General features: G+C 38.5%; 11 protein-coding genes. 2 read left to right on the top strand and 9 right to left on the bottom strand.

Annotated elements, in window-relative coordinates:
* Positions 1-14 precede the first annotated feature (14 nt).
* From AC07UV_RS06385 to AC07UV_RS06415, 7 genes are all read right to left on the bottom strand, one after another.
* A complete protein-coding gene (locus AC07UV_RS06385; protein ID WP_495183077.1) occupies positions 15-3350 on the bottom strand; it encodes a SusC/RagA family TonB-linked outer membrane protein in 3336 nt (1111 codons plus the stop codon).
* A gap of 3 nt (positions 3351-3353) precedes the next feature.
* Entirely contained in the window at positions 3354-4319 is a 966-nt protein-coding gene (locus tag AC07UV_RS06390; protein ID WP_495183078.1) for a FecR family protein, read from the bottom strand.
* Between the two features lie 47 nt (positions 4320-4366).
* On the bottom strand, positions 4367-4921 hold the full coding sequence (locus AC07UV_RS06395; RefSeq protein ID WP_495183079.1) for an RNA polymerase sigma factor: 555 nt from the start codon (positions 4919-4921) through the stop codon (positions 4367-4369).
* Between the two features lie 256 nt (positions 4922-5177).
* Positions 5178-6770 carry a DUF3843 family protein gene (locus tag AC07UV_RS06400; protein ID WP_495183080.1) on the bottom strand — a complete coding sequence of 531 codons (1593 nt, stop codon included), beginning with the start codon at positions 6768-6770 and terminating at the stop codon, positions 5178-5180.
* A 214-nt stretch (positions 6771-6984) separates the two neighbouring features.
* Positions 6985-7785 (bottom strand): tyrosine-protein phosphatase, encoded by an 801-nt coding sequence (locus AC07UV_RS06405; RefSeq protein ID WP_282250988.1) that lies wholly within the window; start codon positions 7783-7785, stop codon positions 6985-6987.
* Between the two features lie 185 nt (positions 7786-7970).
* A complete protein-coding gene (locus AC07UV_RS06410) occupies positions 7971-9959 on the bottom strand; it encodes a DUF4836 family protein (RefSeq protein ID WP_282250990.1) in 1989 nt (662 codons plus the stop codon).
* 5 nt (positions 9960-9964) lie between these two features.
* Positions 9965-10669 carry a hypothetical protein gene (locus AC07UV_RS06415; RefSeq protein ID WP_495183081.1) on the bottom strand — a complete coding sequence of 235 codons (705 nt, stop codon included), beginning with the start codon at positions 10667-10669 and terminating at the stop codon, positions 9965-9967.
* Between the two features lie 424 nt (positions 10670-11093).
* Between AC07UV_RS06415 and AC07UV_RS06420 the strand changes: the two genes are divergently transcribed.
* Positions 11094-12593, top strand: coding sequence for a fimbrillin family protein (locus AC07UV_RS06420; RefSeq protein ID WP_495183082.1), 1500 nt, complete (start codon positions 11094-11096; stop codon positions 12591-12593).
* A gap of 239 nt (positions 12594-12832) precedes the next feature.
* Positions 12833-13477, top strand: coding sequence for an HAD family hydrolase (locus AC07UV_RS06425; protein ID WP_495183083.1), 645 nt, complete (start codon positions 12833-12835; stop codon positions 13475-13477).
* 70 nt (positions 13478-13547) lie between these two features.
* Here AC07UV_RS06425 and AC07UV_RS06430 read toward each other — a convergent pair whose 3' ends face one another.
* Positions 13548-15053 carry an alpha-L-fucosidase gene (locus tag AC07UV_RS06430; RefSeq protein ID WP_495183084.1) on the bottom strand — a complete coding sequence of 502 codons (1506 nt, stop codon included), beginning with the start codon at positions 15051-15053 and terminating at the stop codon, positions 13548-13550.
* A gap of 86 nt (positions 15054-15139) precedes the next feature.
* A complete protein-coding gene (locus AC07UV_RS06435; protein WP_495183085.1) occupies positions 15140-16738 on the bottom strand; it encodes a beta-N-acetylhexosaminidase in 1599 nt (532 codons plus the stop codon).
* Positions 16739-16838 lie beyond the last annotated feature (100 nt).

The raw sequence follows: 16838 nt of genomic DNA on the forward strand, positions 1-16838 counted from the left end.
AATTTCGGTAATCATTAGAAAGTAACATTTAGATTAAAGCCTATGTAACGCATTGACGGTGAGTTTAAATCCTCCGATCCAACATCAGGATCCGAAAAACGATAATCCTTTGTCCATAGTAAAAGATTCTGTCCTGTAACACCTACACTGGCACGTTTCGCTTTAAATTTCGAAACGATTCGCTCAGGCACACGATAGTTAAGTGATAATTCTCGAAGTTTAATAAATGTTTCATCCCAATAATTTTGCCGACCAGAATAACCTGACTTCCAGTAAGTTTCATACGAAACAACTTTATCATTAGGCGCAAAAACTCGTGTATCTTCAGCAATTTGTCCATACTTATCATAAGTAACCGCACCAGAAACAATCTTTACACCGGGAGCAACGAAAGTTCGATTTCCATTGACAACTTCTTCGTACCGGTACGAATTATCCGAATCTGGGTGTGCACCTGTCTGCCACAGACGCGCATTCATCCCCGAATAAGACATTCCCTTAATCCGCCCATCAAGGCTCAAAGACAGAGAGAAATCTTTATAACGAAATTGATTTGTCAATCCTCCAAACCATTTAGGTGCTGTATAACCGAATAACTGAGCCGCATACTTTGCAGATATAGGCATCCCTGAGGCATTGTTCACGATTTGCCCATCGGGAGATCGTTCCCAATCCTTAACAGTAATATAATCGGTACGAGCACCTTCTTTCACATATAGGGCATCAGCGGAATAGGTAGGATCTAGTTTATGGAAGTACTCTAAGTTTTGAGACATATTTAGGATAATATCCCATTGAAAATTCTCTTTTTTTATGGCGGTAGTTCCTAAAGTGATCTCATGGCCTTTCGTCATTTTTTCCTCTTGCGTATTAATCAATCGTGATGTGTAGCCAGATGATCCTGATATCGTTGCATATGTTGTGACATTATGCAATAGCCGAAAATAACGAGTATAATTACCGTAAAAACGATTCTTCAGTACAGCAAAATCAAAACCAAATTCCGTCAAATCACGCTGTGTTGGCGATATCGAATAGTCTTTAATTGAATTGGGATAAGAAGCTGTTGGTAATCCATCCCATACATTGTTACTAATAGAAAAGGCCTGGTTAATTTCATAGGGAGAGGGTACTGTTTTCGTTATTGCCCAAGAACCACGTACCTTAAACATATCCAGCCAAGTTGGTTTCGACGCGAGGAGATCACTCACAACTACACTACTAGAAAGGGAAGGATAAAAATACGAGCGATGTGCCTTAGATAATGCCGACGACCAATCGTTACGCCCAGTTGCCTCGATAAAGACAGCATTTTTCCATGACAAAGATAGACGACCATATACACTATTTACCATTTCTTTTGTCTTACTTTCCACTGCAGATACAGGATCAATTGAATTGCGCAATGAGTAAAATCCAGGAATCGACAAACCATTCACTGTCGAGGCAGTTATTGTATTATCGCGTCGATAAAAGATAGCTCCGCCCAGCAAACCGTCAAAGCCAAAATCACCGATCTTTTTCTTTGCTGTAAAGATTGCATCATTTGTTGTGCTAAAACCATCTTGATTTTGAGTCCAATACTTACCTTTACTATCAAAGCCAGCGTAACCACCACGTGTACCGTAAATGCCCATTGGATTACATTGTTCTCTTTTCTGTCCATAGTAATCGTAACCAGAGCGTACCATAAGCTTTCCCCAATCCGAAACCTTATAGTTTAATGTTAGGGCAGCATTAATCTTATTGACCAATTCGGGAGTAACTTTTTCATATGCTGTCAAATAAGGATTATCATACCACGCTTTATACATCCAATTTTGCGATTGATCTTTGATCAGCCAGTAGTCTTTATAGTCCGACAGATTATATTCTGGACCAGTCCATACTAGAATATTATAGATATATCCTTGATCATTATATCCGGCTCCGAAGTTACTTGTCGCCGAACGCCTGTTATAAGCCAATCTTGTTTCGATATCAACACGGTCGCTGATTTTTGTCTGTCCAGCAACAGACATATTGGTCATGTTTAGCTTCTGGTTAGGATACTGTCCCTTATTATAAATATGGTTTATTGACGTGCGAATGCTCCCATGTTCGCCCTGATTCGTAAAGCTGATAGAATTGTTGGAAATAAAACCCGGTTCGAGGAAATTTTTAAAATTGTCCTTCCCTCTGGACAACAATTCCATATCTTCCAATTGTTTTGTCAATGGGTTCCATTGTTTGGCAGTACGCCCGATATCCAACTTATCTCCCCAAACATAATCGTCATTATTGAATTTTCCGCCTTCACCTGATGAGTAACCATGTTGTACCTCTGGAAGAGCTAAATATCCAGAAAAAAACATATTGTTACTATTTACAGCAATTTCGGTTCCCTTTTCAGCGAGTCCTTTTTTTGTGGTGATCATAATTGCTCCTCCGGCTCCCATACTTCCATATAAAGCTGTGGCAGTGGCTCCTTTCAGAACAGTCATATCTTCTATATTGTCCACGGGGACATCACGTAAGGTCAGATTTTCATATGCCACACCATCTATAACCAAAATAGGTGTCAGTCCTCTAACCTGAATCTGTGGAGTGCTATTAAATTCGGTACTGTTCAGAACCCTGACCCCAGAGACGCGCCCAGTTAGTGTTGTTCCGACGTCAACCCCCTTTACACGCGTTAAATCATCACCTTTGATACTCTGTGTCGCGTAACCGAGTGCCTTTTGCTCTCGCTTAATACCCAAGGCTGTTACAACCACTTCCTCCAAAGATTCTGAAGATTTTGACAATTTAATTAGTCCAGCCTCAGCAACGGTGACTTCCTTTGTTTCATAACCGATATAAGAGATGAGTAAGACTTCAGCACTTGATGTTCCCTGTAATCTAAAATTACCTTCTTCATTACTTGTCGCTGTTGCTGATCCCCCTTTCACACGAATGGTGACACCAGCAATAGGCTGGCCCGTTTCCTGATCCACAACTTTACCATGAATTTCCTTTTGAGTGCTCACAGAAACAACAACCCCACCTTTTTCGTCGCCATTAATCCGTTTAGAAACAACATAAAGTTTGTCATCAATTTTTTTTACCTCAAGATTTCCATTTGAAATCGTCTGTATAAACTGGACGATCTGATCTTTTTTGAGATGGCCAATGTCAGCACGCTCATTAATCTTCTGATTAGATATTGACGCATCATAACCGAATTTAACATTGAATTTCTGCTCCATTCGCGTAAGGATTTTTCCTATCCCCTCATTTGCAGAAAATTGGGCGGCCATGCTTTGAAGTGCTAAAGACTGAAATAGCAGTGCTCCTCCCATAAGTTTTAAATAGTAATTGGTTCTTTTCATAAATTACTTTTTATGGATAATTGTTTGATTAAATGCGGTATTGAGAATTTTCAAAGACTTTTCCAGATCGTTTGCAGGCAGATAACCTGTGAAACTTTCTGTTTGAAAAGAATCAATCAATTTCAAATTATATGTTGGATAAAGATTATTGAGGTCTCCTACAATCTGCATAAGTGGGACTTGATTGAATGATAAAAAGTCACTTTTCCAATTGGAAGCTGTCATGGTATCAATAGCAATTACATTGAATTGCTTATGGTGCATATCATAATCTACTTGTTGGCCAGGAAGGATAATAGAATGTTGCTGGTCATGTTTAACCTGAACTTTCCCATGATTTAAAACCAAACGCATCTGTTGTGGAGAACATGTCAGATTGAATGCAGTCCCTAAAACCCGTACATCAAAATCACCTGAATTGACTATGACAAAGGCCTTGTGGGGATTCTTGGCAACTTCAAAAAAAGCCTCACCCGACAATTTTACTTTTCTCAGGCTATCCGTTTCAAAATCAGACACTACTACAACACGAGCCCCTTGACGCAAAGAGATTTTCGTGCCATCCTCTAAAACAACACGTTTGACAAATTTAGTCGGGTTATAATATTGAATCGCCGCGAAGTTTAGGTCCGTTGGTACCGGCTGAAAAACAAGTGAGAACAAAAAGGCAAAACCAACTAGCAACATCGTCGCAGCAATACCAATTAGCATCCTTGACCGTCTCCAAATAGGTCGCACCTTAGAATTTAATTCTGCTCCCGTAATCGCATAAAAAATATCATCTGATATAGAGTTCTCTAAATCACATGTATTATCATCCAACGCGATTACCTCCTCCAAATCGGGCAAATCATCTTTATTGCAAGAAGTCAGTAAATCTAAAAATATGGCGTTTTCCTGTGGAGTCAATTCCCTCAGTAAATATCTTTTGTATAATGCAGCTAGTTTGGGATCCATCATCTTTGCCATCGTTTAAATACATATACGTATCTAAAAGACGATAAGACGACGCTACACTAAAAAATAGTTAAGAAGATCAACAGGGTTGTTGAAATCTCAAAATTATCCAGGATATATTGGCGTACAAACTTGTTTCCCTTGACCAATTGATCGCGGACTGTATTGACAGAAATACCCAAACGGTCCGCAATTTCCTGATTATCCAAAAATTCTTCTTTACTCAAAAGGAATATTTCTAGGCGAGCCTTAGGAAGCTTTTCAATTGCCTCACGATAGACGCGTTCCAAGTCTTTAAAACGGATGGATTCCTCATTTGAATTGTCCACCTGCTTGGAGGCATCTATCCCATCAAGTTTAAATTGAACCCGTACTTTCTGCTTCCTTAATTCGTCAAATACAAGATTCTTAGCAATTGTGTATAAATAAGACTGAGGATTCTTATTTCCATCTAATTCTCCCCACTTCTTCCAGATACGAGAAAATGCTTCCTGAACCAAATCGGCGGAAGTATCTTCTTCTTTCAGATGTAACAGGGCATATTTATACACCTTATCTTTATAAGACAAAAAGAAATTTTTAAAATCCGGAATGTTGTTATTTTCAATAGGCATCCTTCACCACTTATAATTGACCCTACAAGTTTAGGTAGAATTTTCCAAAATATCTGAATGAATGTACATCATAAATCAAAGCTTGCTCTCTCCTGATATGGATACAACAATTTAGCTACAATTAGTTTACATTAAATTAAACTTCAGAATAGCTCCTTCCAGATGGATTGTTAAAAGCAATTTTGCAAGGTCAATAAAAAATCCCATTGTAGATGCCAATGGGATTAAAAAATTATATGCGCTTAATAGAAAGCTATTATTTTAGGAGCGGAAAAGGTCCTAGAAAATAACTCCCCCTTTTATAAAAACGTAGGAAAAAATCCAGTATGGACTCTTCCAATGGGAAGAAGAATTGTTTATCTACTTCAGTTTTAAACAAGTTGGCATAATACCTTGGCAATTCGCTAGGGAAAAAGTCTTCTACCAAAAGATTCAAAAAATAACGCGCATAAGGCACATCTGCTTCAGCCCCCTTTTCTTCCTTTTCAATAAAAGGATTATGTTTCAATGGGAAAAATTCTTCTATTCCGCCAAATACCTCTAATCCTGTCTTTGGATTGAAGAAAACTGTTACTTTAGCATCTGCAGTAAGTTCCAAATTCGATTCCGGGAGTGGCGATTCCTCTTTGCTTGGATATTTTTGCTGATATCTTTGAAAGAATTCGTTTGCAAATTCTTTTACTTCTCGTCCCTCCATGAAAGCTACAGCTGCTTTTTGCTCTGACTGGAATAATTTACCCATATCTTTCAACTGCTTTTCTGTTTTTTTCAGGCTCTTGTCCTTACCGTTCATCGCTTCAATACGGTAAGTCATTTCATATTGTTCTGGTAGATCAAAATTCACCTCTTCCGGATTGACCACTGTCATAATTCCCGACAAATTCCAAGCTTCTTTCCAGGGAACGATTTCCATATAAAAGGATAATATGGCAGAAGGCTCCGCAAATTCCTGAATCGAATCCTTGTAAATCTTGAATGCTGCTTTTGTGCCAATATGTTTTACATGGACAAACTGTTCATCTGTCTTTACATATTCAAAAAAACTATGGATGCGATTACCCAGCGTTTTGACAGAGCTATACAGAGCATGTTCCTTACCCACTACTTCTGCAACAAATTCCGAAGATTTAAGGGCAAATAAATGTAGCCTATAATTGTTGAAATGATTATCACGGACACGATAAATCATTTGTTGCAATTGAGTTTGATCATGCTGATATCTTCCCAATTCAGCCACCTGCATCAAGTGGTTGAGATTGGTGTTATATTCTCCCGCGGTCAGATAGTTTGTTGCGACAAGTTTTTCGATAAAATTTCGAACCTCAAAATAGTTAGCATTTTCATCTAATGAATATTCTGATTTTAATTTTGGGTTTTCAGGCGCCACTTCATAATGTTCCTCCAAAATAGCATAGGTTAGATCTGTGACCAATTGTATCAAACGGCCCTGAGGATCAATAAACAAGTGTGGATTCCGTTCACTAAAAAATAACCAGGTCAATACAGCGACATCTTCGCTATTGATATCTTCAGGATAGTAATCCGTCAGATTATTATCCTTGTAGAAAGGCAAAAACTGGCTGTATAGTTCTTTATGGATGGTCCTAAAAGCAGCAAATATCCCTGTATTGGCAATAACATCCTCTAGATAACAGGTGAGATAAATACTTAATGTTTTTAATGCGTCAGTGTGAATGAGGTCATTTGTCTCCGGCTCTTCAAACCACAATGTCGATAGACTATCGTTGATCTGATTGGCAACTCTTAAATAATAACTATCTATATCGTTTGCTTTCTGGTAAGTATGGTGTGCAATCCAATCTTGAATAAAAATTTTGTTTCCTCTCATATGAAAAATGCTAAATCCAAAAGTAGCCAAATTTTCGAAATTTCCATGATTGCAAAACACAAGCATAGACGAAAATAATTTAGATATTCTTTCCGGTCAATAAAAGACAAAAACGGCCGTAGATGAATTAGCTCAATGATGATAGAGGATCGTCTAACAGAAACAAAAAGAGATGCCTTATGGGCATCTCCGTATCGTAAATTTTATTTTTTCTTTATCCTGCAGCAATTACATTATCATTGCTTTTCAAATGATCCTGAAGTGACGGATTTAAAATATTACATGTTTTTAGTAAATCACGGACCGGATATTTTGCAACGATATCTTCCAACGCTGCAAGGTGGCGACTGTGATGTACATCCGTTCCAACAAAATCATACATGCCGGACTTAATCATTGTCAGGGCCGCAGATTTCACCTCAACACCATAATATCGACTGATAGAAAGAAGATTCAATTGTAACATACAGCCAGCGTCTTTGATCTGTTTGTACATATTGAAATTATAGTGGTAGTAATTATAGCGTTCTGGGTGTGCTAAAATTGGCTGGTAACCCAGTCTTTGTATATCTAAAATAGTTTGAAATAAAGCTTTAGATTCCTGTAGATAGGACATTTCAATGAGCACATAACCTCCCGGCATCACACAAAGCTCGTTTGTATCAATCAGCCTTGCAATGCCATCATCTATCATATGTTCAGCAGCATGATAGATCGCAGGACTGTTAGGAAGTTGTTTTATTCCATTCACCAATTTATCTTTGGCATCCTCAATTGTTCGGATTGTATTCGGATGCACACCTTCCATAATATGTGGTGTACAAATAAATTTTTCAAACCCCATTCTTCCCAAGCCTTTCAACAAATCAATAGATTGTTCAATGGACTGGCTTCCATCATCTATTCCGGGAAGGATATGATTGTGCATATCCACCTCTAAAAAAGCGAGTGTACCAACAACCTTGATCTTTGACTCTTGAGTTTTGTTTCCAAACAGCTTTGAAAATATCCCCATATTCTATAAAGTATAAATCGTTTAGTTATCTTATTATTGTGTAAATAATAAATCACAAAAGTACCACTATCAGTCCAAAAGAGCGTAATATTATTTTAACATTATAAAAATATAACCATAATATTACAAACTTTGCATCAAACAATCGGGTTATAAAATTGTTTGATGCAAAGTTCAATACCATCTTATTTACTGATCTCTCGCAGGATCTGATCGATCATATAGCCGATAGCACCTTCTTTTGTCTCTGGTAGTTTTGTTGATATTTCGGCTTCCATACGGTTGCCCACAATCCCCTTCGAAGTGATTGCTGTGCTACCATATTGGTTCAATTGTGCCACAGTTTGCTCCCATTGTCTTCCTGGACTTACACCCATCTCTTTTAACATTGCGGGCAGCTTTTGTAAATCAATCGCAGCAGACATTTTGTTTTGCTTCATCAACTTAATAAAATCTTTATTTGCAGTGCCAGCCGTTTTATTTTGACGGATATCATGTAAAGACAAAGAATCATTACTTACCATCACCAAATCATCTTTTAGAAGAACATACATTGGAAAATCTAACCCTTTTTTGGACGAAAATGCGTAGATGCCATCCTGTATTTTACCAAAGGTTTTAGCTACTGCCAGATCTAGTCCCTTTCTAAACAAACGCTGGTCTTTTGATGTAAACATCCAGATAAAGACAGGTAGAGTTTCGTCCTTTGTCTTCTTTACCTCCGTTGAATTATAATCATCGTCATAACTATAATCAATATATTCCTTTCTGAACTTGCGTAGACCATTCACCACAAATAGATGATCCCCCGGCATTACTTGAGCAATTGCTTTCTCATCCAATGCAACTTCAAGTGCCATTAATCCCCATTCAACCAAATCTTGCTGAGGGCCTAGTAATCCGCTATAATATTTTGCTGTATAACTAGGCATATCTCGCAAATAGGCTTCTGAATTAATATTAACGTTAAAGAAACCAAGCGTTTTATCGGTCAGATATTTATTGAATTTTCCATTTGGTTTTCTTGCATATAATCGCTTGGACATTTCAACTAGATCTTTATCTAATCCCATGGAGCCTCTCAATCGCAATACATTTCCATCCTGCAACAAATCCAGCATTCCATCCTTATATCCTGTTTTAAATTTGTCCATATTAATCCCCATATAGAGATAAGGAATGGTTTTATAAGGCATAAGGCCACGATAGAGTTCCTCGACATGTGGTACATATAGACGGATCAATCCTAAGTTTTTGAGAACTTTTTCCTGATCTGAAACTGAGAGAGGCTTATAGGATGCAGACAGCAAACGTGTCGCTTCTCCGAGCAACCACTTATCACGAAGCGCATTGCGTATAGAGTCGTTTTTTCTATTTTGATTCTCGTATTCTGTATAAAGCGAATCGTAATAACTTGGATCATGCATTTCCACCGCCTCAGCGGCCGCGACAGCTGCATCGGCAGCAATATCAACAGCATCCGCCTGCGCTATGACCGTATCTGGTACACTCTCTACAATCACCGGAGGAGACAGTGGCTCCAGTACCTTTTCATCTTCGTCCCACGCCACCACTGCTGCCGTTGCTGAATCCACTACCGCAGTTGTGGAATCCAGTTCGGGAGAATATGCGTCAGCCGCAGGTGCCATGTAAGCAACCTTCTTTATCCCATACCGGTTAGCAACAGAGTCGTTCTCGAAGAAAGTTGTACTCATTGTCGACGAAATAAAGCGCGCCACACGGTCGTTGTAAACCAATACGCTGCCAGCCTTCATCCCTATGCTTGAATATCCATTGGCAAAGGGCTTAGGTTCACCGACATCATGTAGCAGTTTTTCAAATTGCACTTTATTGGACAACGGAAATATAAACTCGAGAAAACTGACACTGTCTGTCTTTCTGTTATAGAAATAAGACGTTTGTGACAAATCGATACCCAAGTTTTTGATATCATTCCCAACTGAAGCACCTGATTTTTCAAGTTGCTTGAACAGACCTGCTTTCTGAAGCAACTCATTCAACTTGTTTGCATTCGCCTTCTGAACAATTTCCTTCACATTAAATGCAGCGATAATTTCTGCATCTTCAGGAATGAGCTTGACTAAATCTTGTGACTTCACAGTCCCCATCAAAGAGAGACACGCTAGTCCAGTCAATAAAATTTTTGATTTCATATAGGTCATTTTGTTAGTGTGATTTTATTTGCCAAAGTAGACTTACCATAGACCAGATCCGTAAATGGTAATTTTAGTAGTACGCCCTTCTTATTGCCCGCAACTTTTGCTTTGCTATTATCCTGAGCCACTATCGCTTTTTCAAAACGCACGATCTGCGTATAAAAAGCATCTGCAAACTGATTTGTATTATCGCTTCCCAACTGATTGAATTTAGCCTTCCAGTTGCTCGAGGCTACAAATTTACGTTGAAAAACGTTGGTCTGAGCATTATAATAATATCTATTTGAATTTGATATCTTTGTCTTAAACCGATTAGCTAATATATCCGAAAAGGCATTTAATGACTCGATCTGACTAAAGTCACAGGATATATTTACAATAAAATTTGTGAAGTCAGTTTGATACTGAACATTGGAGATACCCTTTGTCTGCTTGAGTAGCTGAACTGCCGCCTTAATCTCCTTTTCCATCTCGGCCTGCGTTGGTATCTGTATCCCTTTTATGCTTTTCATCTTCATCAAAGAAGAAACCTTTGTTTTGCTTTTACTCAGGTTCAATGTAGCCGCTATATGTCCCGAACCATTGGGTTTAAGATCAATCTGTTCAACAAAGTCAAAACAACTGGACAATGTAAAAGTCATCAACAATGCACATACAACCACATAAAACCTATTCAACGGTTCTTTTAATTTAAAAACTCTCTTCATTTCTTTTCAGTACCGATTAATAAATTATCAAATCAATATATGTTCGGGCATTAACAGCAAATAGTGTGCTATTTTCGTCACTTTAGGAAAATTTTAAAAAAAAGATATCCAATAACATATTTAGCACTAATCTTTACCGTTATTTAAAAACAGCTGTCTTCCTCAAAAATTATTCAGTAACCACAATAAATATATCTAAAAATCAAATAGATGCATTATCAAAGCATTTGCTTGCACAAAAACACAGATTTATGCCCGGATAATTCAACTTTTCTTAGGTACTTTTGCCCCTCTTTGCTAACAAACACTAACGATCAATATGATTTACACCTCCAGGACTATTCCACAGCATGCAATGTGGCGAATAGTTTATTTTATGATTACGTTGCTTACTCTTAATTCATGTAAAAAAAATGAGTCCAGAATGGAGCAAGCTGCATTACAATTTGCCCCTACAATTGTTGGCCAAATTAACACCAAAGCTGCTGGGACCTCTTGGGACAAAGGCGACCAAATTGGCGTTTATATGATCAAATCAGGTCAGCGATTAACATCAACCTCAATTGTGAATGCTGTCAACAATCATGTATTCGCGATTAACGGTTCATTATTTCAAAGTAAATCACCTATCTTTTTACCAAATGAACAGGTAGATTTCATTGCATATTATCCTTATAAATCCATTACTGATTTTCAATATCCCATCGATCTGAGTGATCAGTCAAATCAGTCAGCATTGGATTTCATGTATGCCAGCAATGCAAAAAACATCAACAAAACCAACAATACCGTCCCACTCAATTTTGTAAGACAATTGAGCAAGATTGCGATTCATCTTTCCATTACCAATACAGCGGGTTTAGAAGCCAATCAGATTGCCGTCAGTATACCATCGGTACACACACAAGGAGGATTTGATCTCCCCGCTGGAAAACTAAATGTTAACCTCATTGAAAAGAAAGATATACAAGGAAAAGTTTCGGTGAATACCAACCAAACAGCTATCGTAGAATTCATCCTCCTTCCCGGAGAGGATATCACTAGAAAGGCTATTAAATTTATTGCTCCTAATGGCGATAGTTATACATGGACAACACCACAACATCAAAACCTAAAAAATCTAATTGCTGGAAATCGTTACAATTTCGACATCAAAATTGACAATGGTAAGCTAAGTGGAGGAATTGGAGATTCGCAAGCCTATCTGGAAATCCCCAAAATGAGTAATTTGAGTAATGACGAAGTGTTCATACAGCATTTTCTTCCCGATGCAAACACAGCAAGAAACTATGCAATGTTGTATGATAAAAAGCTAAAAATGGCTTACTGGGTAGCTTATCCATTATATAATAGCATTTTAGGTTCTGGCAATCGTACAGATGCTTGGGGATATGATCCTTCTATATCAACAGCATTCCAACCAAATCTATTTAAAGGGTTTCAACCAACGGGTTATGACAGAGGTCATCAGCTACCTAGTGCTGATCGCAACCTGAATATTACCCACAATAAAACAACATTTTATTTTACCAATATGACGGCACAGGCATCCCGTCTCAATCAAGGTCTTTGGGCAAACCTGGAAACTAAGGTACGGACCTGGACAGCGCAATGTGACACCATGTATGTTGTAACAGGAGCAATGCCCACAACAGATACGGATAATCTGCTTAATTTTGCACAAGACAATGACAGGAAAGATATCGCAAAACCAAAATACTATTTCAAAGCTTTAGCCATGAAGAAAGGGAGCGAATACTATACGATTGCCTATAAAATAGACAACATAACTCCGCCTTCAGGAAGCACGTTTAATAATTATAAACTAACTGTAAGCGATCTGGAAAGAGAAACAGGATTTACATTTTTTCCCGATTTAGACAACACGAAAAAAGAAAGTATAAATACCAATATCTGGAAATAATTCATGGTCGGCTTTATCGAATTATTTTATTCCGATTAAGACAATTACTTAAAGCTTGATAAGTCTTAAAAAGGCCAAGATCTCCACCATAAAAAGACAATGCACGATGAATTGTGCCTTGTCTTTTTATTTAACGGTATAGCCACGATGCGTCAAAAAACTTGACATTCCTGTAAAAACACCATTTTATCCTTAAAATGCACAATCAATCCATCATAGTTTTTTATTAGTTTTAACCCATGAAGCTTATAATATTCGATCTGGATGGAACATTATTGGATACATTACAAGATCTTGGAGACAGTTGCAACGCGATCCTTCAGCGATTTGGTTATCCTATACATCAGCTACCGGCCTACAAGAAATTTGTAGGTAATGGTGTACAGAAACTGATCGAACGCGCCCTTCCCGAACATGCACGAACCACGGAAATAATCGCAACACTGCTAACGGCATTTAAGTCCTACTACGAAGAACAGACAGTATCCCATACAAGACCTTATATTGGAATTGTCTCGCTACTTGAGATGCTTAAATCTTCGGGGTACCTCATCTCTGTAGCATCCAATAAATATCATGAGGCGGTTATTCCTTTGATGGAAAAATATTTTCCCACGATCGCTTTTGATCTGGTCCTTGGCCACCGTACAGGACATCCCGCCAAACCTGATCCAGACATTGTCAGGGATACGCTCCAGACTTTAGGAATAACAAAAGAAAACTGTTATTATGTTGGCGATTCCTCTGTTGATATGGACACAGCCAATAACGCGGGGGTGACAGCTATTGGTGTAACCTGGGGTTTTCGCGATGAAACCGAGTTGCGGCAACACGGTGCAAAGCATATTATTCACGCTCCGCAGGAACTGTTGAACATCGTATAAAAGAAAAAGCCGAACTTAATTCCAATGATGGTTTAAGTTCAGCTTTTTTGAATTAAACTATTGTTGTTAGCTACATTTTAGCATCCATCAGCTTTTCACTTTGCGCCTTTGGCTTTCCTAATTTCATCTTGATCACAAAGGCTTTATTTGAGTTAAACGAATTGGGAAGCCGAATATCGTAATATGTATTTTTGTCTAAGTCTAAACCAATATCTGTATGACTCAATTCCAAGGATTGTCCATTGTGGAGTATAGTAGCAGAGACTGGAACCTCTACAGCCTTCTTAGGAACTGCAATACGCACGATATTGTTGACGGGACGATTAAAAACTGTCAGATAAAGGTTATCCTCTTTCTTTGTAAAGTAACCCAATTTGGATGGCGCTAGACCAGCATGTCTGACACCATATACCGCTTCGCCGTTTATCTTAATCCAGTCACCGATTTCCTTGGCTAGCTTATCTTCTCCAGGATGCATAAGACCATTCCCATCAGGTCCAAAGTTCAACACAAAATTGCCATTCATGGAAACACAATTCATCAACATATCGATGAGATCATCTGAGGTCTTGGTATAAATCCCAGACCAGTCTTTCATATAGCCCCAACCATTCGGTGGAATCGTCATGACACAGTCCCAGTCACGTCCCTCCAACCATTCAAACTCCTTCGGCATTTTTCTTTCCCAACCTTGTTCATAGTCACCTAGCATATCACCATTGGAGTCAAAATGCCGCTTTCCAAATTCGTCATTTCTAAATCGGCTTCCAATAATCAATCCTGGATGTTTTTCACGTAGCTCTTTTTCTAATTTATACGTAAAATCATACGATTGGATCCAAGATTGATCCCAAGTACCATCAAACCAAAAACCTTTTATTTGCGGGTAGTTTTCCAGAAGTTCTAGCAACTGATTACGCGTGTATTCCAAAAACTTATTGAATTTAGCCTTTTCTTCAGGACTAGAGGGGGCTTTCCCCATATAGTTTGAATTATTCCATTCAAGAATTGAAAAATACAAAAACACATCTATACCTTCCGCTGTATAGGCATCTACGACCTGCTTGACGATATCTTTTTTATAAGGACTCTTCTTCACTGTATAGTCTGTATACTTAGAAGGCCACAGGGCAAATCCATCATGATGCTTTGTGGTAAAAATAAGATACTTTGCACCCATTTCTTTCGCCTGTTTAGCCCAGTTTTTTGCGTCAAAACCTGTAGGATTGAACTTTTTGTAGAGGTTATCATAAGTATTCTTCCAATCTTTCGGCGCTGTTGGTCCACTCCAGGTACGTATCCATTCGGATGCCGCCGCTCCTTTCCGTGCACTGACTCCCTCCCATTCATTACCAGGAATTGCATACAAGCCCCAATGGATAAATTGTCCTAATCCATAGTTTCGGAACCGTTCCATCGCTTCATCTGCCCGATGTCCGGGCGTCAAAGGCCCATATTTTACGTCTACCTTGTTTTCTACTTTCTTGCGAGGACCTGTCCATTGTGCCGAAGTAGTTTTTACTCCCAGCAATATGCTGCCGAGAATCAATGCTGTGATTATTTTATTATATTTCATCTTATCATTATTTCTTTGAAAATGACTCTTCCTAACGACAAATAAATCTATGTTTATTGACCAGATATATGTTGCCCGTCCGACGATCACTTTGGATTATCTATATATTGTTTTTGCGATTTCTTGATAACTGCGGGCTCTGCGTTACTGTCCTTAAAAGGATCAAAGTAATAAAGTCCCTGATCGCGGTACAAGGGCAAATGCTTTTTTAATTTCTTTGTAAATTCATCAAAATCTCGACCTGTTCCTGGCACCCATGCCGCCTCCGCCAATGCCGCTATTCTCGGAAACACAAGGTAATCCAAACGATTGACATTCGTCACTGTTTCAGTCCAAAGATTAGCCTGAATACCCAAGACCTGTTGTTTTCTTTTTCCCAAACTATCCAATTGATTTCCAGCAAAATTAAATACATCCTGCAAAGGATTGAAGCTTTTTCCCCATTTACGACCATACTTATGATGCTCTTGTTGTACAAAGTCAAAATACATGGGCAACCTAGGAGTTAGTATAACCTGATAACCTTTATCCAAAATCTTGTTTAGCTGTTCTGGTTTATCATGACGCCACCACATCATGACCGTCTGATCTTTGGCCAACTTGGCATCCACCATTTCATCCCAGACAATAATCTTTCCGTTTATCCCAGCCACAGAATCTGCCATACGACGAATAAAATACTCTTCAACTTCTTTATTAGATTTTAGACCTACTGTCTTTTTCAATTCCTGAACTTTGACATCATTATTCCAGGCTTCACTACCGAAAGCAACCTCATCTCCTCCTAAATGAATATAGACAAAGGGGAACAGTGTTTTCACTTCACGCAAAACATCAGTCAAAAATGTATATGTTGTATTTTTAGCAGGATGAAAAGTAAAATCGGGATGTTTTTCGTTCCCCCCACCAGACAGAAAAGGATAAGCCCTGTTTGCGGCTGTAGCATGTCCCGGCATATCAATTTCAGGAATGACCTCGATATTTCGCTCAGCAGCGTAGGTAACGATCTCACTGATATCAGCTTGACTATAATACTGTACCGGAGCATAAGGATCGAGATAATTGCCTATCCCCCCAACTTGGGTTAACCAGGGGTATTTTTGTATACTTAAGCGCCAAGCCGGTTCATCTGTCAAATGCCAATGGAATTTATTCAACTTGTAAAAAGCCATCCAATCCAACAAAGATTTCACTTTCTCCTTACCAAAAAAATGGCGCGATTCATCTAACATAAACCCTCGCCAGCCAAATTGCGGTTTGTCTTCAATATTCAATACAGGTAATAGGAACGCATTGCCTTTTCTTTCAGCAGCGGTAAACACCTGCTCCAAACTAGCAATAGCATTGACCATACCCGATCTATCAGAAGCATATATTTCAATACCTTTGCGACCGATCTTTAGACGATATGCTTCATGTTGTAATTTGCCATCAAGCTTCACGATCATTTTTGCGTCCTTTTCCAACGAAGTGTAAGTTGAAATTCCAAAACGGCTCAACATCAGCTTCCGAAGATAGTGTAAAGACGATTCAAACACAGCATCTCCAGTGACTCCAAAATTACCCGCCAACTTCAACTCTCCCTGCCCCATTTTAGATTCTAAAGGCCGTGGAATAATCGCGATTTGAGCTGTCACATTTTGAATGAGCAGGTAGGTTATAATAAATACTAATTTACGTTTCATATGATAATTAAGACTTTACCTTGGCTAGAAGGTGTTAAAATTAATTATTTAAGCGTCATCCTGCTACATTTTTATAAAACCTTTATTTTCGATTCTGAGT

Source organism: Sphingobacterium sp. GW821-FHT03E03 (assembly GCF_059420745.1).